Source organism: Pusillimonas noertemannii, from assembly GCF_003096595.1.
In the GTDB taxonomy this organism is placed as follows: Bacteria; Pseudomonadota; Gammaproteobacteria; order Burkholderiales; family Burkholderiaceae_B; genus Pusillimonas; species Pusillimonas noertemannii.
On sequence record NZ_QEKO01000005.1, the window covers coordinates 182,666 to 206,413 of the forward strand.

Annotated in this window: 25 protein-coding genes; 13 read left to right on the forward strand and 12 right to left on the reverse strand. The window is 64.7% G+C overall.

Going from position 1 to position 23,748, the window contains the following annotated elements:
- Nucleotides 1-5: 5 nt before the first annotated feature.
- From C7440_RS16115 to C7440_RS16145, 7 genes are all read right to left on the reverse strand, one after another.
- A complete protein-coding gene (locus tag C7440_RS16115; protein ID WP_017523687.1) occupies nucleotides 6-764 on the reverse strand; it encodes a 3-hydroxyacyl-CoA dehydrogenase in 759 nt (252 codons plus the stop codon).
- 57 nt (nucleotides 765-821) lie between these two features.
- On the reverse strand, nucleotides 822-1,475 hold the full coding sequence (gene adk, locus C7440_RS16120; RefSeq protein WP_026067787.1) for an adenylate kinase: 654 nt from the start codon (nucleotides 1,473-1,475) through the stop codon (nucleotides 822-824).
- A 141-nt stretch (nucleotides 1,476-1,616) separates the two neighbouring features.
- On the reverse strand, nucleotides 1,617-2,381 hold the full coding sequence (gene kdsB, locus C7440_RS16125; protein WP_017523685.1) for a 3-deoxy-manno-octulosonate cytidylyltransferase: 765 nt from the start codon (nucleotides 2,379-2,381) through the stop codon (nucleotides 1,617-1,619).
- Nucleotides 2,378-2,614 carry a Trm112 family protein gene (locus C7440_RS16130; RefSeq protein WP_017523684.1) on the reverse strand — a complete coding sequence of 79 codons (237 nt, stop codon included), beginning with the start codon at nucleotides 2,612-2,614 and terminating at the stop codon, nucleotides 2,378-2,380. Before C7440_RS16130 ends, kdsB begins: the two co-directional genes overlap by 4 nt.
- Before the next feature lie 33 nt (nucleotides 2,615-2,647).
- Nucleotides 2,648-3,751, reverse strand: a complete 1,104-nt coding sequence (lpxK, locus tag C7440_RS16135; RefSeq protein ID WP_116519239.1) for a tetraacyldisaccharide 4'-kinase — start codon at nucleotides 3,749-3,751, stop codon at nucleotides 2,648-2,650.
- Nucleotides 3,748-4,155 carry an ExbD/TolR family protein gene (locus C7440_RS16140; protein WP_017523682.1) on the reverse strand — a complete coding sequence of 136 codons (408 nt, stop codon included), beginning with the start codon at nucleotides 4,153-4,155 and terminating at the stop codon, nucleotides 3,748-3,750. Before C7440_RS16140 ends, lpxK begins: the two co-directional genes overlap by 4 nt.
- Before the next feature lie 12 nt (nucleotides 4,156-4,167).
- A complete protein-coding gene (locus C7440_RS16145) occupies nucleotides 4,168-4,785 on the reverse strand; it encodes a MotA/TolQ/ExbB proton channel family protein (RefSeq protein ID WP_026067786.1) in 618 nt (205 codons plus the stop codon).
- A gap of 523 nt (nucleotides 4,786-5,308) precedes the next feature.
- Between C7440_RS16145 and xseA the strand changes: the two genes are divergently transcribed.
- The 3 genes from xseA to pcaF all read left to right on the forward strand — a co-directional run bounded on the left by xseA (nucleotide 5,309) and on the right by pcaF (nucleotide 8,532).
- The gene (xseA, locus tag C7440_RS16150) at nucleotides 5,309-6,652 is read left to right on the forward strand and encodes an exodeoxyribonuclease VII large subunit (RefSeq protein WP_040548571.1); all 1,344 of its coding nucleotides are present in this window, start codon (nucleotides 5,309-5,311) and stop codon (nucleotides 6,650-6,652) included.
- 69 nt (nucleotides 6,653-6,721) lie between these two features.
- Nucleotides 6,722-7,300: a superoxide dismutase [Fe] gene (sodB, locus tag C7440_RS16155; protein WP_017523679.1), complete on the forward strand. Its 579-nt coding sequence runs from the start codon at nucleotides 6,722-6,724 to the stop codon at nucleotides 7,298-7,300.
- A 26-nt stretch (nucleotides 7,301-7,326) separates the two neighbouring features.
- The gene (gene pcaF, locus C7440_RS16160; RefSeq protein WP_017523678.1) at nucleotides 7,327-8,532 is read left to right on the forward strand and encodes a 3-oxoadipyl-CoA thiolase; all 1,206 of its coding nucleotides are present in this window, start codon (nucleotides 7,327-7,329) and stop codon (nucleotides 8,530-8,532) included.
- Nucleotides 8,533-8,657: 125 nt separating this feature from the next.
- Here pcaF and C7440_RS16165 read toward each other — a convergent pair whose 3' ends face one another.
- Together C7440_RS16165 and C7440_RS16170 are read right to left on the reverse strand one after the other, a co-directional pair.
- A complete protein-coding gene (locus C7440_RS16165) occupies nucleotides 8,658-9,128 on the reverse strand; it encodes a DUF192 domain-containing protein (RefSeq protein ID WP_017523677.1) in 471 nt (156 codons plus the stop codon).
- Nucleotides 9,129-9,159: 31 nt separating this feature from the next.
- Nucleotides 9,160-9,405 carry a cold-shock protein gene (locus tag C7440_RS16170; protein WP_017523676.1) on the reverse strand — a complete coding sequence of 82 codons (246 nt, stop codon included), beginning with the start codon at nucleotides 9,403-9,405 and terminating at the stop codon, nucleotides 9,160-9,162.
- Between the two features lie 175 nt (nucleotides 9,406-9,580).
- On the opposite strand from C7440_RS16170, the gene clpS reads away from it, so the two are divergent.
- From clpS to C7440_RS16195, 5 genes are all read left to right on the forward strand, one after another.
- Nucleotides 9,581-9,904 (forward strand): ATP-dependent Clp protease adapter ClpS, encoded by a 324-nt coding sequence (gene clpS / locus C7440_RS16175; protein WP_017523675.1) that lies wholly within the window; start codon nucleotides 9,581-9,583, stop codon nucleotides 9,902-9,904.
- A 381-nt stretch (nucleotides 9,905-10,285) separates the two neighbouring features.
- A complete protein-coding gene (gene clpA, locus C7440_RS16180) occupies nucleotides 10,286-12,604 on the forward strand; it encodes an ATP-dependent Clp protease ATP-binding subunit ClpA (RefSeq protein ID WP_017523674.1) in 2,319 nt (772 codons plus the stop codon).
- Between the two features lie 53 nt (nucleotides 12,605-12,657).
- Nucleotides 12,658-13,983: a paraquat-inducible protein A gene (locus C7440_RS16185; RefSeq protein WP_017523673.1), complete on the forward strand. Its 1,326-nt coding sequence runs from the start codon at nucleotides 12,658-12,660 to the stop codon at nucleotides 13,981-13,983.
- A 14-nt stretch (nucleotides 13,984-13,997) separates the two neighbouring features.
- On the forward strand, nucleotides 13,998-15,686 hold the full coding sequence (locus C7440_RS16190) for a PqiB family protein (RefSeq protein ID WP_017523672.1): 1,689 nt from the start codon (nucleotides 13,998-14,000) through the stop codon (nucleotides 15,684-15,686).
- A 64-nt stretch (nucleotides 15,687-15,750) separates the two neighbouring features.
- Nucleotides 15,751-16,374: a PqiC family protein gene (locus tag C7440_RS16195; RefSeq protein ID WP_017523671.1), complete on the forward strand. Its 624-nt coding sequence runs from the start codon at nucleotides 15,751-15,753 to the stop codon at nucleotides 16,372-16,374.
- A gap of 29 nt (nucleotides 16,375-16,403) precedes the next feature.
- Here C7440_RS16195 and dut read toward each other — a convergent pair whose 3' ends face one another.
- Nucleotides 16,404-16,865, reverse strand: coding sequence for a dUTP diphosphatase (dut, locus tag C7440_RS16200; RefSeq protein ID WP_017523670.1), 462 nt, complete (start codon nucleotides 16,863-16,865; stop codon nucleotides 16,404-16,406).
- Nucleotides 16,866-16,994: 129 nt separating this feature from the next.
- Nucleotides 16,995-17,918: an MBL fold metallo-hydrolase gene (locus C7440_RS16205; RefSeq protein WP_017523669.1), complete on the reverse strand. Its 924-nt coding sequence runs from the start codon at nucleotides 17,916-17,918 to the stop codon at nucleotides 16,995-16,997.
- A gap of 218 nt (nucleotides 17,919-18,136) precedes the next feature.
- Between C7440_RS16205 and C7440_RS16210 the strand changes: the two genes are divergently transcribed.
- From C7440_RS16210 to C7440_RS16230, 5 genes are read left to right on the forward strand one after another with little or no spacing between them, the layout of a single operon-like run.
- Nucleotides 18,137-19,156 carry a TRAP transporter substrate-binding protein gene (locus tag C7440_RS16210; RefSeq protein WP_051019230.1) on the forward strand — a complete coding sequence of 340 codons (1,020 nt, stop codon included), beginning with the start codon at nucleotides 18,137-18,139 and terminating at the stop codon, nucleotides 19,154-19,156.
- Nucleotides 19,157-19,675, forward strand: a complete 519-nt coding sequence (locus tag C7440_RS16215; RefSeq protein ID WP_017523667.1) for a TRAP transporter small permease — start codon at nucleotides 19,157-19,159, stop codon at nucleotides 19,673-19,675. It begins immediately after the preceding gene.
- Nucleotides 19,672-20,997, forward strand: coding sequence for a TRAP transporter large permease (locus tag C7440_RS16220; protein WP_017523666.1), 1,326 nt, complete (start codon nucleotides 19,672-19,674; stop codon nucleotides 20,995-20,997). Before C7440_RS16215 ends, C7440_RS16220 begins: the two co-directional genes overlap by 4 nt.
- Before the next feature lie 12 nt (nucleotides 20,998-21,009).
- Nucleotides 21,010-21,204: a 2-hydroxymuconate tautomerase family protein gene (locus C7440_RS16225; protein WP_017523665.1), complete on the forward strand. Its 195-nt coding sequence runs from the start codon at nucleotides 21,010-21,012 to the stop codon at nucleotides 21,202-21,204.
- 25 nt (nucleotides 21,205-21,229) lie between these two features.
- Nucleotides 21,230-22,468 (forward strand): LysR family transcriptional regulator, encoded by a 1,239-nt coding sequence (locus tag C7440_RS16230; protein WP_017523664.1) that lies wholly within the window; start codon nucleotides 21,230-21,232, stop codon nucleotides 22,466-22,468.
- Nucleotides 22,469-22,519: 51 nt separating this feature from the next.
- Here the strand turns inward: C7440_RS16230 and coaBC are convergent, their stop codons facing one another.
- Nucleotides 22,520-23,722 carry a bifunctional phosphopantothenoylcysteine decarboxylase/phosphopantothenate--cysteine ligase CoaBC gene (coaBC, locus tag C7440_RS16235; protein WP_017523663.1) on the reverse strand — a complete coding sequence of 401 codons (1,203 nt, stop codon included), beginning with the start codon at nucleotides 23,720-23,722 and terminating at the stop codon, nucleotides 22,520-22,522.
- Nucleotides 23,723-23,748 lie beyond the last annotated feature (26 nt).

Consider the following 23,748-nt stretch of genomic DNA (forward strand, 5'->3'; position numbering starts at 1 on the left):
GGTGCTTACTTGGGTGCCATGCGGATGGCGCCGTCCAGGCGGATGGTCTCGCCGTTGAGCATTTCGTTCGTGATGATGCTGTGGACCAGCTTGGCATAGTCTTCCGGACGGCCCAGGCGCGAGGGGAAGGGGATGCTGGCGGCGAGCGAGTCCTGCACTTCCTGGGGCATGCCGAACACCATGGGCGTGCCGAAAATGCCCGGCGCGATGGTGACGCAGCGTATGCCCACCTTGGACAGGTCCCGCGCGATGGGCAGCGTCATGCCCGCCACGCCGGCCTTGGAGGCCGAGTATGCCGCCTGGCCGATCTGGCCGTCGTAGGCGGCCACCGAGGCGGTGTTGATCAGCACGCCGCGCTCGCCGGTGGATTCGGGCTGGTTTTCGCCCATGGCGGCCGCCGCAAGGCGGACCATGTTGAAGGTGCCCACCAGGTTGATCATGACGACTTTCTGGAAGAGTTCCAGGGCGTGGGGGCCGTTCTTGCCCACTGTGCGCGAGGCCGGCGCAACGCCGGCGCAGCTGACCAGGCCGAACAGGGGGCCCAGCTTCTTGGCGGCCTCGACGGCGGCAACGCCGTCGGCTTCCTGGGTGACGTCGCAGTGCACATAAGTCTGGCCCAGCTCGGCGGCCAGCTGCTTGCCGGCTTCATCTTGCACGTCGGCCAGCACCACCTTGGCGCCCTCGGCGACCAGCATGCGGGCCGTGCCCGCGCCCAGGCCCGATGCGGCGCCCGTGACGACGAATACTTTGTTCTTTATCTCCATGATTTTCCTCTAGGTGGGACGGGTGTCGTGCCCGCCCCGGCTGCTATGGCGTGCTTCTTACTTGAGCGCGTCGGCGATGCGCTGGCGGATTTCCTCGAGCGAACCCACGCCCGACACTTGGCGGAAGGCCGGGGCGTTGTCGTCGCCGCTTTGGGCCCAGCCGGAATAGTAGTCGACCAGCGGGCGTGTCTGCTGCTGATACACCGACAAGCGGTGGCGCACGGTTTCCTCGCGGTCATCGTCGCGCTGCACCAGCGCTTCGCCGGTAAGGTCGTCGACGTCGGGCGTTTTGGGAGGGTTGAACGTAACGTGGTAGCTGCGGCCGCTGGCGGGGTGCACGCGGCGTCCGCTCATGCGCTCGATGATGTTCTCGTCGGGCACGACGATCTCGACGACGAAGTCCAGGGCGATGTTGGCTTCTTTCAGGGCGTCCGCCTGCGGGATGGTGCGGGGGAAGCCGTCGAACAGATAGCCGTTTTCACAGTCGGGCTGCTCGAGGCGGTCGCGCACCAGGCCGATGATGATGTCGTCGGAGACGAGTCCGCCGGTATCCATGATTTTCTTTGCTTCGAGCCCCAGCGGGGTCTGGGCCTTGACGGCGGCGCGCAGCATGTCGCCCGTAGAGATTTGGGGAATGCCGAATTTCTCGGTGATGAACGCGGCCTGCGTTCCCTTACCAGCGCCGGGTGGGCCGAGCAGGATCAATCGCATGAATACCTCCCTGAGTATGCTTTCCAAATTCTTGCTGATGCGGCAATGCAGCAAATTTTACAACGCCGGTCTGATGTCGTGTGCCGGCCGGCTCGCCGCCCTGATGAAATCGCCAGGCACGGCATTGGTTTCGAGGACGATTTATAACCGATTTATGAATATGCCGCGCACGCGCTCCAGGTCGGCTTCTGTGTCGACGCCGGCCGCCGGATGGCTGTCGACGGCCATGACGGCAATGCGGTAGCCGTTCTCCATGGCGCGCAATTGCTCGAGCGATTCGAACTTTTCGAGGGCGCCGATGGCAAGGCCCGGGAAGCGTTTGAGGAAGCCCGCGCGATAGGCGTACAGGCCGATATGTTGCAGCGCAGGAAGACCGGCCGCCAGGCGTTGCCGGCCGTCGGCCAGGGCATCCCGTGCCCAGGGGATAGGAGCGCGCGAAAAATAGAGCGCTTCGCCCCGGGCGTCGCATACGACCTTGACCACATTGGGATTGAACAGGGCCTGCGCATCGCCGATCGGGGCCGCGCAAGTGGCAATGGCCGCTTCGGGGCTGCGCGCAAGAAGCTGCGCCACCGCATCGACGAGCGCCGGCTCGATCAGGGGTTCGTCGCCTTGCACATTGACGACCACGGCTTCGTCGTCCAGGCCCAGATGCTCGGCCACTTCGGCCAGCCGGTCGGTGCCGGTGGGGTGGTCGGGGCGGGTCATGAGGGCCTGGAAGCCGTGCGCCGCCACCGCGTCGCGGATGCGCGTGTCGTCGGTGGCCACGACGACCTGGCGCGCGCCCGAAAGCGCCGCGCGCTCGGCGGTGCGCACCACCATGGGCTTGCCGGCGATGTCCAGCAGCGGCTTGCCGGGCAGGCGGGTCGAGGCCGCGCGCGCCGGTATGACGGCAACGAAGCTCACGCTTTGGAGTCCGGCTCGGCGGCTTGCTCGGGCCGGGCCTGATCGGCGCCGGCGGCAGGCGGCGGGGCGCTGTTCAGCGAGCGCGCCTCGCTTTCAAGCATGACGGGGATGCCGTCGCGGATGGGAAAAGCCAGTTTGTCGGCGTGGCAGGCAAGTTCCTGAGCCTGGCGGTCGTATTGCAGGCGGCCCTTGCACAATGGGCAGACAAGGATGTCGAGCAGATGGGATTCCACGTGCGCTCCGGGTATTCGTTCGAATATTGAAGTTTAATGCCTTTGGGCCGCGGCTTGGGCAAGCCGCTCCGACAGGCGATCCAGCCACGAGGGATCGGAGAAATTCGCCTCGACATGAACCACCCAGACGCGTGGGTCGGCAAAGCGGCCGCACTTGACGGCGTCCTTGGCGGTGATGGCGATGATTTCTTCGGGCAGGGAACCAAAGGGCGATTTTTCGTAGGCATCGTGGTCGGGCAGCGCCACGGTGGTGCGCAGCCGCAGGCCGGCCTCGAGCAGCGTGTCGAAAAAACGCTGGGGCTGGCCGATGGCTGCGACGGCTGCCATCGGGCGGTCGCGGTGACGGGCCACCCAGTCGCTCCAGCCCAGGGTGGCGCCGCTGCCCAACTGCTCGGCGCGGGTCGGCTCAAGGCGCATGCCGATACGCTCGGGGCCGCCGGCCTCCGATTTCGACGCCGTTGTAGGCCGGCCGTACGCGGCACCGGATGTTTGTGGCGACGCATGTCCGCCGGCGGCGCGCGGCCCGCCGTTTTCCACAATAAAGGCCACCTCGTCCAGCTTGGAGGCGGGTTCGCGCAGCGGGCCGGCCGGCAGCAGCCTGCCGTTGCCGACGCCGCGGGCGTCCTGCACCACGATTTCCACATCCCGGCTCAGCGCCAGGTGCTGCAGCCCATCGTCGGAAATCACGACGTCCACAGCGGGAAATTGCCGGGCCAGGGCTTCGCGGGCCAGGCTGCGTTGCGGATGCACTGCAATGGGAGCGCCGGTGGCGCGGGCGATCAGCGCGGGTTCGTCGCCGAATTCGGCCGCATCGAGCGCGCCCTGGCCCGTGCGCGGAGCAGGCCCCAGGCTGACGCCGTAGCCTCGGCTGACGATGCCGGGCGTCCAGCCCAGCGCGCGCAACCTGTGCGCCACGGCGATGACGACCGGAGTCTTGCCGGTGCCGCCCACCACCAGATTGCCCACCACCACGGTGGGCAGTGTGGAACGAGGCGCGGGGCGCGACCGAGCCCGGCGCCGGCGCGCGCGTACGACCAGGCCGGTGATCCATGCCAGGGGCAGCAGCGCTGTGCTGGCCGGCCCCTTGTCCTGCCACATGGCATGAATGCGCGCCGCGATGCCGCTCGCGGGTTTCATGGCGGGCTCTGGACCGCGAAGTTGATGCGCCCAACCCCGGCCTGCTGTGCGGCTTCGAGTATGCGCATGACCGATTCATGCGGGCTCTGGGCGTCGGCATTGATGACCAGCGCCTGTTCTGGCGACTGGCGCGCCTGGCGCAGCGCGTTGGCGATCTCGGCCGTGCTGCCCTCGCCGATCAGTTGTCCCTGCAGCGCGTAAAGGCCCTCGCGGCTTACCGCGATGTTCAGCGCCTGGAGTTCGGGCGCCTGGGCCTGGGCTTGCGGCAGCTTGATCTCGAACTGCTGCATGCGATTGAACGAGGTGGTGGCGGCCAGAAAGATCAGAATGACCAGCAGCACGTCGATAAGGGGAATCAGGTTGATGTCCGGTTCGTCGTCCCAGGATCTGCGTCGGAAATTCATGGCGTCGTCGCCTCAGGGCAGGGGCCGGTCGGCATCGTTGGCCAGGACACGGTTGAGTATGCCGGCCTGCCGCTCCATCTGGTGCAGGTAGTGTTCCACGCGCGAACGGAAATAGCGATGGAAGATCAGCGCCGGAATGGCGATGAGTATGCCGAAGCCCGTGTTGTAGAGTGCGATGGAGATGCCCCGGGCCAGCTGGGCGGGGTCGCCGCCCGCCGGCGTATAAGAACCGAAAATCTCTATCATGCCCACCACCGTGCCGAAGAGGCCCATCAGGGGCGCTACCACGGCGATGGTGGACAAGGCTGGAATGTAGCGGTTGAGTTCTTGCGCCACGTCGCGGCCGGCCTCTTCGATGGCAGCCGTTCGATAGTCGCTGGATTCGCCGCGCACTGCCACGACCTCGGCCAGTATGCGCCCAAGCGGCGAGCTGTCCGCCAGGCGCTCGAGGGTTTCCCGGCCGCCGCCGCCGCGCCGGGCCACGTCGACCACGCGGTCAAGCAGCCCCTGCGGCACGATGCGCTGGCGGCGCAGGGCGAGAAACCGTTCGATGATCAGCGCCAGGCCCAGCACCGAAGTGACTATCAGCAGCCAGATGGGCCAGCCGGCCTCGTCAATCATTTGCAGCAAGATGGGTTCTCCGCCGTATCGTCGTGGATGTCATGCTGGGCATTTTACGGTGCGGCCGCGCAAAATGGCGAAAGGCGGAATGAAGCCGGGTGAACGCAGGCGAAGCGCCGGGGGAGCCCGGCGCCCGACAGGCCGCGGTCCAGCAGGAAAGCCCGAGACGGCTGTGCGAGCCCCCGCAAGTATTGCGGAGCCTGGCGTCCAGGGACAAAATCGGCATGGGGCAAGGCTTTCGACAGGGTATCCACAGAAACTGTGGATAATTCTGTGTATAAAGGCTGCGACAAGCGCATTCCCCCGGGCCTGGAGGTTCAGTGGGCATTTTCCGTTCGCCAGGCCACATAAAATATTATTGTTTTAAATCAGTTACTTAAGACTCTAAATTAAAGCTTGGTTTTACGAGTTCCTTCAATTTGATTGATATTTCAATGATTTGACGAACGCAGCGGGCTTGTGGAAAGCCGGGTAAGGGCCGGGACGCCGGCATGGGGTTTGCTATAGTCCTTCTTTTTTAACCTGGGCTGCCATGTTCTCGTCCCCGCCTCCCCTGAACGATGCTGTACTCACGGTGGCTCAGCTGAACCGTCAGGTCGGCAATTTGCTCGAGGGGCACTTCAGCCAGGTCTGGGTACGGGGCGAGATCTCCAATTTCACCCGCGCGGCCTCGGGGCACTGGTACTTCACCCTCAAGGACGAAGCGGCTGCGGTAAAGGCCGTCATGTTTCGCAGCAGGGCCCAGGCCGTCGGCTTTACGCCCCGGCCCGGCGAGCGTTTCGAGCTCAGGGCCAGCGTCACGCTGTATCAGGCCCGCGGCGATTACCAGCTTCAGGTCGAGGCCATGCGGCGAGCGGGCCAGGGCGACCTGCACGAAGCCTTCCTGGCCCTGAAGGCCAGGCTGGGCGACGAGGGCCTGTTCGACCCGCAGCGCAAGCGCTCCATCCCGACCCTGCCCAGGGCGGTGGGTGTCGTCACCTCGCTGGCCGCCGCCGCGCTGCGCGACGTCTTGTCGGCGATGGCACGGCGCGCGCCTCATGTGCGCGTCATCGTCTATCCGGCTCCGGTGCAGGGGGCCGACTCGGCGGGCCGGCTTTGCCAGGCGTTGTCCCAGGCGATTGCACGCAACGAGGTCGAGACCCTGCTGCTGGTGCGCGGCGGAGGCAGCCTCGAAGACCTCTGGAGCTTCAACGACGAAGCGCTGGCGCGCGTCATCGCGGCCAGTCCCATTCCCGTCATCAGCGGAGTCGGCCACGAAACCGACTTCACCATTGCCGATTTCGTGGCCGATTTGCGCGCCCCCACACCCACGGCGGCGGCCGAGCTGTGCTGCCTGCCGCGTCAGGCCTGCCTCGAACGCGTCGACGCCGCAATGCAGTCCATGGCCTTGCACCAGCGGCGCTGGTTCGAACGCGCCGCGCTCAGGCTCGACCGCGCGGTGGGCATGCTGGTTTCGCCGCAAGAGCGGCTGGAGCGCCAGAACGAAAGACTGCAGTCGCTGAAATTGCGCCTGGTCCGCGCGGCCGCCGACCAGCAGCGTGCCCGGGCCACCCGGCTGGAAAGGGCGCAGGCCGGGCTTGCGCATCGCCGGCCCGACCTGGCCGGCTTGCGGGCAGGCCTGCGCGCGCAAGAGAACCGCCTTGCGGCCTGCGCGCCGCATTTGCTGGCCTCGCGCCGGCTGCGCCTGGAATCGGCCCTGCAGACGCTCGAGGCGCTGAACCCGCGCAAGATCCTGAACCGGGGCTATGCCATCGTGCGCGACCAGAGCGGGGCGTTGGTAAAAAATGCGTTAGACTTGAACAAGGGCGACCGCCTGGCCATCGAGCTGGGGCAGGGCGGGGCGGACGTCGAAGTAATCAGACCCATACAAAAATAATCCAAGCCCATACAATAATGGGCGGCATCTCGTTTTTCTTAGTCAACAAGCTTTTTAAGGATACAGAACATGGCTTTTGAGCTTCCTCCCCTTCCTTACGCGATCGATGCGCTGGCTCCCACGATCTCCAAAGAGACTCTGGAATTCCACTACGGCAAGCATCATCAGGCCTATGTCACCAACCTGAACAACCTCATCGCCGGCACCGAATTCGAATCCGCCTCGCTTGAAGACATCATCAAGAAATCGTCCGGCGGCGTGTTCAACAATTCAGCCCAGGTCTGGAACCACACTTTCTACTGGAACAGCCTGTCGCCCAATGGCGGCGGCGAACCCTCCGGCAAGCTGGCCGAGGCCATCAATGCCAAGTGGGGCAGCGTCGCGGCGTTCAAAGAAGCCTTCAATAAATCGGCCGCCGGCAACTTCGGTTCGGGCTGGACCTGGCTGGTCAAGAAGCCCGACGGCTCGCTCGACATCGTCAACACCAGCAATGCCGCCACGCCTCTCACCACCTCCGACGTGCCGCTGCTTACCTGTGACGTCTGGGAACACGCGTACTACATCGATTACCGTAACGCGCGTCCCAAATACCTCGAAAACTTCTGGAACCTGGCCAACTGGGATTTCGCCGCCAAGAACCTCGGTTAAGTCATAGCTGTACAGGCCTTCTCATCATGACCACACATGCTTTCATTTGCGATGCTATTCGCACCCCTTTCGGCCGCTACGGCGGCTCCTTGTCGCCGGTGCGCGCCGACGACCTGGGCGCAGTGCCCATCAAGGCACTGATCCAGCGCAACCCCGATGTCGACTTCAGCCTGCTTGACGACGCCCTGTACGGCTGCGCCAACCAGGCCGGCGAAGACAACCGCAACGTCGCCCGCATGGCGGTGCTGCTTGCCGGCCTGCCGGTCAGCGTGCCCGGCGCCACCATAAACCGGCTCTGCGGTTCGGGGCTCGACGCGGTGGGCAGCGCCGCCCGCGCCATCCGTTCGGGTGACGCGCGCTTCGTGCTGGCCGGGGGGGTCGAAAGCATGAGCCGCGCTCCCTTCGTGATGGGCAAGGCCGACTCCGCCTTTTCCCGCAAGGCTTCCATCGAAGACACCACCATCGGCTGGCGCTTCGTGAACAAGCTCATGAAGGAAAAATACGGCATCGACTCCATGCCCGAAACGGCCGAGAACGTGGCCGATCAGTTCAAGGTGTCGCGCGAAGACCAAGACCTTTTCGCCCTGGCCAGCCAGACCAAGGCGGCCGCCGCCCAGCAGGGCGGGCTGTTGCGCGAAGAGATCACCCCGGTCACCATCCCGCAGCGCAAGGGCGACCCCGTCGTGGTCGATACCGACGAACACCCGCGCCAGACCAGCCTCGAGGCCCTGGCCAAGCTCAAGCCCATCGTGCGGCCCGACGGCACCATCACGGCAGGCAATGCGTCGGGCGTCAACGACGGCGCCTGCGCCTTGCTCATCGCCTCCGAAGAAATGGCCAGGCAGCAGGGGCTTACCCCCCGCGCCCGCATCGTGGCCATGGCCACCGCAGGCGTCGAGCCGCGCATCATGGGCATAGGCCCCGCGCCGGCCTCTGAAAAAGCCCTGGCCCTGGCCGGCCTTACCATCGACCAGATCGACGTCATCGAGCTCAATGAAGCCTTTGCCTCGCAAGGCCTGGCCGTGCTGCGCATGCTGGGCGTAAAAGACGACGATCCGCGCGTCAATCCCCTTGGCGGCGCCATTGCCCTGGGCCATCCCCTGGGCGCCAGCGGGGCTCGCCTGGCCACCACCGCGGTCTACCAGCTGCAACGCACCGGCGGCCGCTACGCGCTATGCACCATGTGCATCGGCGTCGGACAGGGCATCGCAGTCATCCTCGAGCGCGTGTAATACGCAGCGCTCAGCCCGCCACAGCGGGCATGCAAGCCAAAGCGCGGCCGAAAGGCCGCGCTTTTTTGCTTAAGACAACCCTTTTGCTTGAGGCAGCTACTTCAGCTTGAGGCAGCCGCTTTTGCTTAAGGCAGCCCCTTTACTTGCTCTCCCGCCTTGATCCCATACTGAAGAAACCACCCCTGCGGCATCTCCAGCGCGTAGCGCATGGGCCCGGCAGGGCAGTGGTTGGCCTCGCTGTAGGGCTGCATGTCGCGCATATTGATGATGCGGCCCTGTGCATCGATGAAGGCGATCGTCAATGGCAGCGGGGTGTTCTTCATCCAGAAGCACTGTGTCGTCTCTTCTTCGAACACGAACAGCATCCCGTGATCGGGGGGCAGCGATTTGCGGAACATTAGCCCCCGGTTGCGGTTTTCGGGGGTTGCCGCGATTTCCGCATGTACCGTGGCGGCGCCAAGCGCAAGACTGGTTGTGGGCAGCAGCCTGGCTTGTGCCGGCGCCAGCGATGGCACTACACTGGCTGCAAGACAAATGGCGGCGCAGGCGAAAAAAAAGAGGCCGAAAGGCCTCTTTGCAATGAGGTGCTTGTACATCGATTGTTGTGTTTTTTGAGTCGTGGGCGCGTTAAGAGGCAGACGTGATGTTGAGGGCTTGCTTGCCCTTGGGCCCCTGAGCGATTTCGAATGCGACCTTTTGCCCTTCTTTCAGGGTTTTGAAGCCGTTCATTTGAATGGAGGAAAAGTGTGCAAAGAGATCTTCTCCGCCGTTGTCCGGAGTAATGAAGCCAAAACCTTTAGCGTCGTTGAACCATTTGACGGTTCCGGTCAGCTTTTGGGTATCCTCAGCGGAGGGGGTGCTTAGTTCAGACATGCGTACTGCCTCTCGACTATAGTGTGGGGTTGAAACTCGACAGCAAAGGACCTTATCCTTTGGCCCGTTGGATTCTGGGGATGCCATCAAACAGCTGTAACACTCAGAATAATAGGATAATGCGCAACATGGCGTGCCATAGTCAACTATGGTAATTACTTAGATTGAAGCGATCATGGCAATCGACACGGACATCCACCAAGACACGGTTCTCGACCGCCAGCAAAGCAAGCTGGCGCCGCCTCCCATGTACCAGGTGGTGATGCTCAACGACGACTACACTCCCATGGAGTTCGTCGTCAACGTCCTGCGCCGCGTGTTCGGCAAATCAGAAGAAGAAGCCGCCCACATCATGCTCAAGGTCCACCACGAAGGCCGGGGCGTCTGTGGCGTATACCCGCGCGACATCGCCGCCACCCGCATCGAGATGGTCATGCAGCTGGCCCAGGCCCGCCAGCACCCGCTTCAGTGCATCATGGAACCCGCCCCCGAGGCCTGATCCCGCCCGCTGCCCGAGGCCGCACTTTATTTAGCTGCCCAACGCCGCGCTTTATTTAGGGGCAGTCCGGTTCAGGGTTTAGGGGCAGTCCGGTTCAGGGCCTGCCCGGCGGCAGGGCCTTCCGGCGGCATGTCGCGGCTTGCCGGCCCGCCATTTGCTAGATGCCATGGGCCACACGAACCATGTGGCGTCAAGGGTACAGCCGGGCGGCTCCGATGAATCCGTTTTTCATCAACACCGACTACGGGTATAGTTAGAACTAAGCGGCCGCCTTTGCACGGAACCCCTGACGCCGGCCAAGGTCTGATATATGGGTAGGCCTTTAGTCATAGAAATCGTATCGTCGAATGCTTGTCCGCTTCGTAATGCAATGGAGGAAGCGTGATCTCTGAAGAACTTGAAGTCAGTCTGCACATGGCCTTTGTCGAGGCCCGCACCGCCAGACACGAATTTATTACCGTAGAGCATCTGCTGCTTTCCCTGCTCGACAACGCAGCCGCTATTGAAGTGCTGCGCGCCTGCTCGGCAAATATCGATGCCTTGCGCCAAGACTTGCGTAAATTCATCGCCGAGAACACCCCCGTATTCCCGGGCGAAGATGAAGTCGACACCCAGCCCACGCTGGGCTTTCAGCGCGTCATCCAGCGCGCCATCATGCACGTGTCCTCCGGCAATTCCAACAAGAACACGGTCACCGGCGCCAATGTGCTGGTGGCCATGTACGGCGAGAAAGACTCCCATGCGGTCTACTACTTGCTGCAGCAGGGGGTAACCCGGCTAGACGTCGTCAACTTTTTGTCGCATGGTATTACCAAGACACCCGAGGAGCCCGCCGCCGAACCGGCCAAGCAATCGGCCCCCGAGTCCGAACACAAACCCGACCAGCAGAAATCGCCATTGGAACTCTACTCCACTGATCTCAATGCCGAAGCACGCCAGGGGCGCATCGACCCTCTCATCGGGCGCGAGCTCGAGGTCGAGCGCGTCATTCAGGTTTTATGCCGTCGGCGCAAGAACAACCCCTTGCTCGTGGGCGAGGCCGGCGTGGGCAAGACCGCCATCGCCGAGGGCCTGGCCTGGCGCATAGTCAAGGGCGACGTCCCCGACATCCTCGCCGACGCCGAGGTCTACGCGCTCGACATGGGCGCATTGCTGGCCGGCACCAAGTACCGGGGTGATTTCGAACAGCGTCTCAAGGCGGTGCTCAAGTCGCTCAAAGACAACCGCAACGCCATCCTGTTCATCGATGAAATCCACACGCTCATCGGGGCGGGTTCGGCTTCGGGCGGCACGCTCGACGCATCCAACCTGCTCAAGCCGGCGCTGTCGTCCGGCCAGCTCAAGTGCCTGGGCGCCACCACCTATAACGAGTACCGGGGCATCTTCGAAAAAGACCACGCCTTGTCGCGCCGCTTCCAGAAGATCGACGTGGCCGAGCCCACTGTGCAGCAAACCATACAAATCCTGCGCGGCCTGAAGGGCCATTTCGAGTCGCATCACGGCGTGCGCTATTCATCCGCGGCCATCACGGCGGCGGCCGAACTTGCCGCGCGCCACATCAACGACCGCTTCCTGCCCGACAAGGCCATCGACGTCATCGACGAGGCGGGTGCGGCCCAGCGCCTGCTGCCGCGTTCGCGCCAGAAGAAAGTCATCGGCAAAAGCGAAATCGAGGCCACCGTCGCCAAGATCGCGCGCATTCCGCCGCAAAGCGTCTCCAGCGACGACCGCAACAAGCTGGCCACGCTCGAGCGCGACCTCAAAACCGTGGTCTTCGGCCAAGACAACGCTATTGAGGCCCTTGCCGCGTCGATCAAGATGGCCCGTTCGGGTCTGGGTCGCCCCGACAAGCCCATCGGCTCCTTCCTCTTCTCGGGCCCCACCGGCGTGGGCAAGACCGAAGTCGCGCGCCAGCTGGCCTTCACCCTGGGTGTCGAGCTGCTGCGCTTCGACATGTCCGAGTACATGGAGCGCCATGCCGTGTCGCGCCTCATCGGCGCGCCGCCGGGCTATGTGGGCTTCGACCAGGGCGGGCTGCTTACCGAGGCCATCAGCAAACAGCCGCACTGCGTGCTGCTGCTCGACGAAATCGAAAAAGCGCACCCCGACGTCTACAACATCCTGCTGCAGGTCATGGACCACGGCACGCTTACCGACAACAACGGCCGCAAGGCCGATTTCCGCAACGTCATCGTCATCATGACGACCAATGCGGGGGCCGAGGCGCTGAACCGTACCACCATAGGCTTCGCGGCGCCGGCCAAGACCGGCGACGAAATGGCCGACATCAAGCGCATGTTCACGCCCGAGTTCCGCAACCGGCTCGACGCCATCATCGGCTTTACGCCGCTGTCGCGCGAGGTCATCCTGCGGGTGGTCGACAAGTTCCTCATGCAGCTCGAAGACCAGCTCCACGAAAAGCGCGTCGAGGTCTCCTTTTCGCAGGCCCTGCGCGACCATCTGGCCAAAGAGGGGTTCGATCCGCTCATGGGGGCCCGTCCCATGCAGCGTCTCATTCAAGACACCATCCGCCGGGCGCTGGCCGACGAATTGCTCTTCGGAAGACTGGCCGACGGGGGCCATGTCGAAGTCGATCTCGACGAGCAGGGCAAGGTCAGGCTCGACATCAGCGACAAAGAAAAACCGCCCAAGCTCAAGCACCGGCCTCCCGTCGATTCGGAAGCCGAGCTCATTGACTAGGCGGCGCAACCGGCAAACAGGCTCCCTTTGCGGGGCCGATGGCGGGGCCTGAAATGTCGGCCCCGCCTTTGCTTGCCTGCCGTCATTGCGATCGCCTCCATGTACGCCAGCCCATCGAGGCGGGTGCCATTGCCTCGTGCACGCGCTGCGGCTATGTGCTTTACCGGCAAAGCGGGCTTACGCTGCATCAATGGACGGCGCTGGCCGTGGCGGCCGCCGTCATCTTCGCCATTGCCAACTACTTTCCCATCGCCGAGCTCAGCATACAGGGCGTCAGCGTGCGCGCCACCTTGCCCTACGCCCTGTGGATCACCTGGCAGCAGGGACACGCAAGCGTGGCGCTTGCCACGGCCCTGTTCGCCTTTGCCTTTCCCCTGGGACAGATCCTGTTCCTGTTCTGGGCGCTGCGCGCCATAGCCACCGCCAGGCTGCCGGCTGATTTCAAGTACGGCATGCGCATGCTCGATGCGCTTGCTCCCTGGAGCATGCTGCCCGTGCTCTTGCTGGGCATATTGGTGGCCATGGTCAAGCTGCTCGACCTGGCCTCGGTCACATTCGGCCCCGGCTTGTGGGCCTTTGCCGTTTCGTCGTTCATGCTCACCGCCCTCGGAAGGGTCTCGGCGCAGCGCCTATGGCGCTATGCCGAAGACGACGGCCTGGTCGAGCGCTCGGGGCTGGGGCTGGCCGCGGGCGAGCCCCATGCCTCTTGCCACGCCTGCGGCTTCGTGCAAAGTGCGCCGGCGCCTGGCGGGCACGAGCCATGCCGGCGCTGCGGGGCGCGCGTGCATCGGCGCAAGCCAGAGTCTTTTTCGCGCGCCTGGGCGTTCGTGATCGCGGCGGCCGTCTTGTACATACCGGCCAATGTCCTGCCGGTAATGATCATCCACACGCCCACGGGCGCGTCGCCCCACACCATATTGAGCGGGGTCATCGAGTTTTGGCGCCTGGGCTCGTGGGATCTCGCTCTGATCGTCTTTGTGGCCAGCGTCGTGGTGCCCCTGACCAAGCTCCTGGCACTCTCGGTACTGATGCTGCGCCGGCGCCGCTGGCGCGGACGCATCATCCAGCGCCAGCGCACACGGCTTTACGAGCTGGTCGAGTTCGTGGGGCAATGGTCGATGCTCGACGTTTTCGTCGTCGTGCTTCTGTCGGCCATGGCCAACTTTCCGGGCTTCTCGCAAATCACCGCCGGAGGCGGCGCCGTGGCCTTCGGCGCCGTGGTGATCCTCACGATTTTTGCGGCAATGAGCTATGATCCCCGGCTGGGCTGGGATGCCGACCCTGAAGAGGCCGGCGAGCTGTCGCCCCAGGCCGTGAACGACCCATCCGCGCCGCCCCCCGATCCTGCCGGAGCGGCGCCCGGAATACAACAATACTAACTGAAGGACCGCAGATGAGCAGCGATCAGCACCGTTCCGAGGCTGGCCCCGAGGGCGCAGGCAAGCCGCCCTCCGGCACGGCTCAAGGCCCGGCGGGCCACGCCCCGGCGCCCAACGTCAAGCCGCGGCGCAAGGCCGGTATTTCCTGGATATGGCTGGTGCCCCTGGTGGCGGTCGTGGTCGGATTGTCGCTGCTGGTGCGCGGATGGATGAGCGTCGGTCCCACCATCACCATCAGTTTCGAATCCGCCGAAGGACTCGAGGTCGGCCAGACCAAGATCCGCTACAAGGACGTGGTGGTGGGCGTGGTCAAGGACATCCGCATCTCGCAGGACCGCTCCACGGTGCTGGTCAAGGCGCAGCTCAATCGCGACGGGTCGCGCTACTACACCCAGGAATCGGCGCGCTACTGGGTGGTGCGCCCCCGGCTTGGCATCAGCGGGGTTTCGGGCCTGGGCACCTTGCTGTCGGGCGCCTACATCAGCGTCGATGCCCCGAAGGATGCCGCCAGCGGCGACGTGGTTACCACGTTCAAGGGGCTGGAAATCCCGCCCGAAATCACTTCCAGCCGCGAAGGGCGCAGGGTAACGCTTCTTACCAGAGATCTGGGCACGCTCGACATCGGTTCGCCCGTTTACTTCCGCCGCATCAAGGTGGGCCAGGTCATCGGCTACAACCTGGCCGAAGACGGCCGGATGGTCAGTGTGCAGGTCTTCATCGATGCACCCAACGATCGCTTCATTACCGAAGACACGCGCTTCTGGAACATCAGCGGCATCAATATGTCGCTGGGCGCCTCGGGCGTCGAAGTCAAGACGGGCTCGCTGGTGTCGGTCATTGCCGGAGGCATTGCCTTTGCATCGATCAACCCCTTCAACACGGCTCCGGCCCCGGAAGACGCGACGTTCACGCTTGCAGACAATGAAAGTGAAGCCATGGCCGAGCCCGATGGGCCCCCGTTCCGCATAGACATGATCTTCCGCCAGTCGGTCCGCGGCCTCAAGCTGGGCGCGCCGGTCGATTTCCGTGGCATGCAGCTGGGCGAGGTCTACGACATCGACCTAGAGTTCGACGAAAAGGAAAAACGCTTCCACGTGCTGGTGAAGGCGCACCTGTATCCCCTGCGCTTCGGGGGCGCCTACGATCGGCTGTCCGACGAGCAGAAGGCGGCCAGCTACCCGGCCAACGCGCTGCTCGGCCCCCTCGTCAAGCACGGCCTGCGCGCGCAGATCAAGGCCGCCAACCTGCTGACGGGTCAGCAATACATCGCCCTCGATTTCGTGCGCGATGCCGAGCCGGCCGAAATCGACCCGCAAGCCAATCCCATGGTCCTGCCCACCGTTACGGGCAGCTTCGACAAGCTGCAGGAGCAATTGAGCAATGTGGTGGCCAAGCTCGATGCGGTGCCGTTCGACGGCATAGGAAAAGAGCTCCATGCCAGCCTGGCCTCCCTGCATCGCCTGCTCGACGGCATGGACGGCCTGGGACCGCAGCTGGGCGGCACGCTGAAGGCGGCGCGGCAGTCCCTGCAGAAGGTCGAACGCATGCTGGACGACGATTCGCCCATGAACACCGGTCTGGAAGACGCCCTGCGCGAACTGGGCAATGCGGCCAAGTCGCTGCGGGCTCTGGGCGACTATCTGCAGACGCATCCCTCCGCATTGCTGCGTGGGCGGCCGGCCGACGTGCTGCCCACCCCTTAGGGCCTGTTAACGCTAAAGCACAGCCGCAGGGCCGGCAACGGCCAGGCCGGCTAGGAGACATCACATGAAACGCCTATTCATTCCGGCATTCCTGGCTCTGGCCCTAGCGGCGGCCGGCTGCGCTTCGGCGCCCCAAAGCCGCTACTACAGCCTGATGGGCACCGACAAGCCCGCATCGGCCGCGGCACGCACCGACTTTGCCATCAGCCTTTCGGCGGTGGATATCCCCGAGCAGGTCGATCGGCCGCAGATCGTGCTCAGCCGGGAAGGCGATGCTCAGGTGACGCTGCTGAACGAGTCGCAGTGGGCCGCGCCGCTCGCCGACGAAATACGCAACGCCTTGTCGCACGATCTCTCGCGCCGCCTGGGCGTACTCGACGTTTCGCCGCGTGCGGCGCCCGAGGCCCTGCCCCTATGGGCGCTGGGCGTGACGGTGCAGCGCTTTGAGTCGATCTATGGACGCCACGCGGTGCTCGAGGCCACCTGGCGGCAGGAGCCCCGCCAGGGCGCCTCGGGGCCCGCGACCGTCTGCCGGGCCCAGATCAATGTCCCGGTTCAAGAGGGTGTGTCGGCGCTGGTGGCGGGCCATCAGCAGGCCCTGGATCTCCTGGCGGGGCTGATGGCCGACAAGCTGTCGGGCAGGGCCCTGCAAGCGGGGCAGGGCGTTACTTTGAAGGGTTGCGCCTAGGGTTCTTCTTGCTAGTAGGCCCGGGCGTTTCAGTTGCGGCCGGTGCTGCCGAAGCCGCCCTCGCCCCGCTCGGTTTCGATCGAGAAGCGCTCGACATACTGCAGGCCCACCTGGACCACGGGCTGGAACATCAGTTGCGCGATGCGTTCGCCGGGTTCGATCACATAGGGCGCCTCGCCGTCGTTGGCCAGTATCACCCCGATCTCGCCATGGTAGTCGGCATCGATGACGCCGATGCCCTGCGCAACCCTGACCCCGTGCTTAAGTGACAGCCCGGAGCGGGAAGCAACGATAGCCACCAGGCCGGGGTCCATCATGTTGATGGCCAGGCCCGACTTGACCAGTACCCGCCCGCCGGGCTGCAGCGTGATGGGCGCCTCGATGCAGGCCCGCAGGTCCATGGCGGCGGCGCCTTCGGTGGCATAAGAGGGCAGGGGCACCTCTGCGCCTAGCAGGGGGTTGACGATGCGGGCTTCAATGCGTCTGAACACGGGCGGGGATCCTTTGCTGGTTGGACCGGCCATGCCGTGGCGCAGCGCGATGCGCGTCTGCGGGCCGGCCGGCGAAAAAACGTCCCCAGGATTGTATACCCCGTCCGGATGCGCCGGGCCGGGCGCCGTTCAGCGACCCCATTTGGGCAGGTAGGACGGCGCGCAGCTATTGCCGGTGGACTCGATTCTGCAAAGAAAGGGGTCGGCAAAATGCGTGGGCAACAGCAGGATGTCGTTGCGGGCGCAGTCGTCCAGTACGGCAAGCCGCGTCTGCAGGGCCATGCTGCGGTCGTCGTCGAAAATGGAATACAGCTCGGGAAAGGGCAGTTGCACCGGATGGTGGATGACGTCGCCGCAGAACAGGGCGTGCTCTCCGTGCCCCCGAAGCCGTATCTTGACGTGGCCCGGCGTGTGTCCCGGGGCGGCCTCGACTGTCAGGAGATCGTCGACGGTATAGCCTTCGTCGATCAATTCCATCTGGCCGGCCTCCTCGACGGGCAGCACGCTGTCCGAAAATACGAACTGCTCGGATTCGCGGGGTACATGGCCGGGGAGGCGTTCGTCCCAGCGTTCGAACTCGCGACGGGTGAACAGGTAGCGCGCATTGGGAAACGTGGGCACCCAGCGGCCGTTTTCAAGGCGCGTGTTCCAGCCCACATGATCTGAGTGCAAGTGGGTGCACATGACGAAGTCGATGTCTTCGGGTGCGGCGCCGGCGGCCGCCAGGCGCTCGAGCCAGGGCTCGTTGCGCATGTGGAAGCGCGGGTTGGTGGGCCGTTGCTTGTGATTGCCGATACAGCTGTCGATAAGTATGGTGTGGTGGCGCGTGCGCACCAGCCAGCTGTGGATGCTGGTGCGGATGCGGTCTTCGGCCGGATCGTAGAAATGCGGCACCAGCCACGACTCGTGCTGCCGCCACATCTCGGGCCGGAAGTCGGGAAACATGAAGGTGCTGATGAAGCCGGGACCGTGGTAGTCCTGGATGCGGGTAACCTCGGCCTCGCCGAAGCGCAGGCCCTTGCCCGCGTGGTTGATGTCCAGTATGCCAGTCATATGCAAGACCTCCTTCGTTTCCACGAGTGTGCCACCGCCCGCTTCGCTTTGTAATAGTCAGGCCATGGGTTATAAAGTTTTTCGGCACCTATAAAAGTATTTTGAGATCGACGGCGGCTGGGTTGTCGCGCCAGAATAAGGCAGCTTCAACGTAGCAAGCGCAGCAAAACCGACATCCACCATGAGCCCCGTGCTCATACCCATGCAAGGAGTTTGCCATGAGACCTTTGCTTGCCTCGATGTTTGCCATCCTGATTTCCGTGCCGGCGGCCCATGCACAGCCGGTCGTGCTCAAGGTGGCGCATTTTCTGCCCGTCGCCTCGGCCGCCCACAGCAAGATGATCGTCCCCTGGTGCGACAAGATCGAGTCCGAATCCCAGGGGCAACTCAAGTGCCAGATCTACCCGGCCATGCAATTGGGCGGCAATCCGTCGCAGCTGTTTGGCCAGGCCCGCGACGGCATTGCCGACATCGTCTGGACGCTACCCGGGTATACGCCGGGCCGTTTTCCGATTTCCGAAGTGTTCGAGCTGCCTTTCGTGGCCACCACGCACCAGGCGTCTTCGCGGGCACTGTGGGATTTCACCCAGCAATACGCCAAGTCCGAGTTTGCCGGCGTCAAGCCCATTGCCACCTGGGTCAACGGCCCCAACTACCTGCACATGCGCAACAAGCAGGTCAAGACCATGGAAGATTTGAGGGGCATGAAGATCCGCGCTCCGTCCCGGCTGAGCAACGAGCTGCTGACCAAGCTGGGGGCCAGTGCCATGGGCATGCCGCTTCCGCAGGCCGTCGAAAGCTATTCGAAGGGCGTCATCGACGCGGCCCTGCTGCCCTGGGAGGTCATACCCGGGGTCAAGCTGCACGAGCTTTCGCAATATCACGCCGAAACGGCCGGCCCGCGCATGCTGGCCACGTCGACCATGATCTTCGTCATGAACCAGAAGAAATACGACAGCCTGCCCGACGAGCTCAAGAAAGTCATCGACGCCAACAGCGGCTCTGACACCTCGGCCTGGGTGGCTGCGCGCTTCGAAGAGGCCGACAAGGCGGGCCGCAAGGCGGCGGTCGATCGCGGCAACACCGTGTACGAAATCAGCGAAGACGAAATGAAGCGCTGGACCGAGGCAACGAGTTCCATACGCCAGGAATGGATCGATGCGGTGGGCAAGAAGGGCGCCGATGGCCAGGCTTTGTACGACGCTGCCATTTCACTGGTCGATAAATACTCCAGGTAAATGAGCAACGACGACACACTCCTTGCCGAACACGCGCCGCCCGGCCCGGCGCGGCGCCTGCTCGAAATCATATGCGGCGTCCTTGCCGCGGTGGGCGTGGCCTTGTTCCTCGTCGAGGCCGTGTTGTCGGCGGCCAGCATCGTGGGACGCACTTTCCTGCGCAATGCCGTCCCGGGCGACTACGAACTCGTTCGCATGCTTTCGGCGGTGGGCATTGCCATGTGCCTGCCGTATTGCGAGATCAAGCGGGGCCACGTCCTGGTCGATTTCTTCACGCTCAAGGCGCCGCCGGCGTTCAAGCGCTTTCTTGACGCCGCGGCGTCGATATTGATGGCGGCGGTGGCCTTCCTGCTGGCCTGGCGCACGGGGGTGGGCATGCTCGAGATCCGCCAGTACCAGGAAACCAGCATGGTGCTTGGCCTTCCGGTGTGGTGGACCTACGTGCCGCTGGCCCCCACCTTCGCGCTGCTGGGCCTGGCCGCCCTGTCCAATATGCTGCAATGGCGGGAGCCGTCATGAGCGGGGTGCAGATCGGGCTGCTGATGGGCGTGTTCATGCTGGCCATGCTGGCCTTGCGCATCCACGTCGGCATCTCCATGTTCGTGGCCGGGGCGGTGGGCTACTTCTGGATCTCGGGCTGGGACGCGCTTGTCGCCACGCTCAAGCACGCATCGTATGCTCGCTTTTCCATGTACGATCTTTCGGTCGTACCGCTGTTCCTGCTGATGGGCCAGTTCGCCACCTACGGGGGCTTGTCCAGGGCGCTGTTCAGGGCCGCCAACGCTTTCATAGGCCATTGGCGCGGCGGCATGGCCATGGCCGGCGTGGGCGCCTGCGCCGGCTTCGGCGCGATCTGCGGCTCGTCGCTTGCCACGGCGGCCACCATGACGCAGGTCGTCCTGCCCGAGCTTCGGCGCCACGGGTATTCGCCGGGCCTTTCGGGCGGCGCCATCGCCGCCGGCGGAACCCTGGGCATTCTCATTCCGCCCTCGGTGCCGCTCATCATCTATGCCATCCTCGCCGAACAGAACATCGCCAAGATGTTCATGGCGGCATTGGTTCCCGGCGTGCTCGCAGCATTGGGGTATATGGTCGTGGTGGGGCTGGTGGTGCGCATTCGCGCCGACGCCGCCGGCCCGCTGGTGCCCAGGCATAGCTGGGCCGAGCGCGGACGCACCTTGCTGGCCACCTGGCCGGTAATCGTCATCTTCGTCGCCGTGCTGGGCGGTATCTACAGCGGCCTGTTCACCGCCACCGAAGCCGCCGCCATAGGCGTCCTGGCCACTGGCGTGGTCGCCTGGAGGTCGGGCGGGCTGAAAGACGGCGGGCTGGCGGCCTGCATCGCAGGCACGGCTTCGGGCACGGGCATGATCTTCCTCATCCTGATCGGCGCCGACATGCTCAGCTCGCTGATGGCCGTCAGCCAGATCTCGAACGTAACAGCCCAGTGGGTGCAGGGCCTGGGCCTGGGGCCGTTCGGCGTGCTGATCGCCATTCTGCTCATATACATCCTTCTGGGCTGCGTCATGGACAGCCTCTCCATGATCGTCATCACCATTCCCATATTGCTGCCCGTCGTGCTGGGGCTGGATTACTGGGGGCTGGGCGCCGATGAAAAAAGCATCTGGTTCGGCGTGCTGGCCATGGTGGTCATGGAAATGGGCCTCATCACGCCGCCGGTCGGCATGAACGTCTACGTCATCAATGGCGTGGCCCGCGACCTGCCCCTGGGAACGATATTTCGAGGCGTGATTCCCTTCCTGTTGTCAGACTTCATACGTCTGGCGTTTCTGGTGGGGTTCCCCATGTTGACGCTGGCGCTGGTGCGCTGGCTAGGTTGAAAGGATCTGCATATGCCCATCGCCCGTCTGTCCATCATGCAAGGCCGCAGCGAAGAAGAAATCGCGGAACTCATCGATGCCGTGACCGAGGCCATCCACCAAAGCCTGCATGCGCCCCGAGCCAACATACGCGTCCTGGTCGACGAGGTGCCGCGCAGCCATTGGGGCATCAGTGGCAAGACGGCCCTCGAGCTGGGCCAGACATGAACCTTTGTCCGGCTTGCGGCGCGGCATGATCCTTCATCCCAAGCATCTCAAGGCCTTCGCCGCGGTATGCCACGAAGGCAGCATGAAGCGGGCGGGCGAAAGCCTGCGCAGGTCGCGCTCGGCCGTATCCTATTCCATCGAAGAACTCGAGCGCGACGTCGGCGGCAAGCTTTTCGAAAGGCACGAGCGCGGCATGTTGCCGACCGAGATCGGCACGGTGCTGCTGCGGCGTGTCGAGGGCGCTTTCGCTGAAATGGGGCGCGCGCGCCAGATGCTCGAGGACATGGCGGAAGTGCAGGGCGTCAAGCTGCTGAACGCGCCGATATTCGCCTTGTCGGTGGGCAAGAGGCGCCTGGACGTCCTGCTTGCCTTTGCCGAACTCCGGCACATGGGCGCCGTCGCCGCCAGGCTGGGCATTTCGCAGCCGGCGGTAAGCCTGGCGGTGCACGATCTGGACGTCAGCACCGGCCTGCCCCTGTTCCAGCGCGCCGACGGCGTAATGCGCCTGACCGCGGCCGGCGAGGCCCTGCTGCTGCACCTGAAGCGCGCCCTGGCCGAACTGCGCCACGCCGGCGCCGAGATCGCCATGCTCGGCGGCAAGATCGAGGGCCGGGTCACCGTCGGTGCGCTGCCTTTCGGCGGCGCGCTGATCCTGCCCGTTTCCATCGCCCGCCTGCTGGCCAAGTATCCCAATCTGCACATAGGCACCGTCGAAGGCTCGTTCGAGACCCTGGCGGCCGGCCTTTGGTGCGGCGACATCGACCTGCTGGTGGGGGCCTTGCAGCCGGTGGGGCAGTACACCACCCTGGTGTCCGAGAAACTGTTCGACGACTGGATCGCGATCATTGCGCGTTCGGGCCACCCCCTTGCGCAGCACCCTGGGGTTACCTTGCGCGACGTGCTGGATGCGCGTTGGGTGCTGCCCGGAGAGGGTACGCCCACCCGCAGCGCCCTGACCGCCGTGCTCGATGCCGACGGCCTGCCTCATCCGCGCGTAACAGTCGAGACCTCCGATCCGTCCACCATCAGGGGGCTGCTGCTCGAGAGCGACCTCGTCACGGCGGCGGCGCAGCGCATTTTCCACCACGACATCCAGACGGGGGCGCTGGTGAGGCTGCCCTTGGTGTCGGGGGCCGTACACCGCTCCATCGGCATCTTCCGCAGGGCGCCCGAACGCTCGTCGCCGGGCGCATGCCTGTTGATGGAAGAGCTCAGGGCGGTGGGCAGGACCCACGCCGAATGGTCCGGCCCGCCCGTGGGCTGATGCGTGGGCTTCGGTGCCGCCGCGCGCCCAAGGGCGCCTGGAGGCAGCGCGTCAGGCTTTGCGGGGCAGGCGGGCGGCGATGGCCTTGATCAGGCGGCGCGCGGCGTCGGTCTTGCTCAGCTTGGGCAGTTCCTCGATGCCCTGGTCGTCGAAGAGCACGAAGGTGGTGGTGTCGCCGCCCATCGAGTCCTGCGCCAGATTGCCCACCAGCAAGGGGACGCCCTTGCGTTGCCGCTTGGCCTGGGCGTGCTCGTGCAGGTTCTCGGTTTCGGCCGCGAAGCCGACGCACCAGGGGCCGTCGGGCAGGCGCGCCACTTCGGCCAGAATGTCCGGGTTGGGCGCAAATTGCAGGGCGGGCGGCTGGTTCGAGGCGTTCTTCTTCAGCTTGTTGCCGCTGGCATTGGCAACGTGCCAGTCGGCCACGGCGGCCACCGCAATGAACAGGTCGGCGTCGCGCGCGCCGGCCATGACCGCCGCGTGCATGTCGGCGGCGCTTTCGACGTCTACGCGCCGCACGCCATGCGGCGCGGGCAGGGCGGTGGGCCCTGAGACCAGCACGACCTGCGCGCCCGCCTCGTGGGCGGCGCGGGCGATGGCATAGCCCGTCTTGCCCGACGAACGGTTGGTGATGACGCGTACCGGGTCGATTTTTTCGCTGGTGGGGCCGGCGGTGATGACGACCCGCCGGCCGGCCAGCAGCTTGGGTTGGGTAAAGGCGACCAGTTCCTGCAGCAACTGGTCGGGCTCGAGCATGCGGCCGTCGCCGACTTCGCCGCAGGCCTGTTCGCCGGTTCCCGGGCCCAGAACGAGCACGCCGTCCTGGCGCAATTGCCGCACATTGCGCTGTGTGGCCGGATGCTCCCACATTTCGCGGTTCATGGCGGGCGCCACCAGCAGCGGGCATCCGCCGCGCGCCAGGCACAGCGTCGACAGCAGGTCGTCGGCCAGCCCATGGGCCAGCTTGGCCAGGAAGTCGGCGCTGGCCGGGGCGATGACGACGGCGCGTGCGCCCCGCGTCAGGTTGATGTGGGCCATGCTGTTGGGCACGCGGCTGTCCCAGGCGTTGACGTACACGGGGCGCCCCGACAAGGCCTGCATGGTGGTGGCGGTGATGAAGTGCGTGGCCGCTTCGGTCATGACAACGTCGACGGTGGCGCCGTGGTCCTGCATGCGGCGCAGCAGTTCGGCGCTTTTGTAGCAGGCGATGCCGCCTGTCAGGCCCAGCACGAAGCGTTGTTGGTCGAGGTCGGGCATGGTCTCTTCCTGAAGCGGGTTGAGCT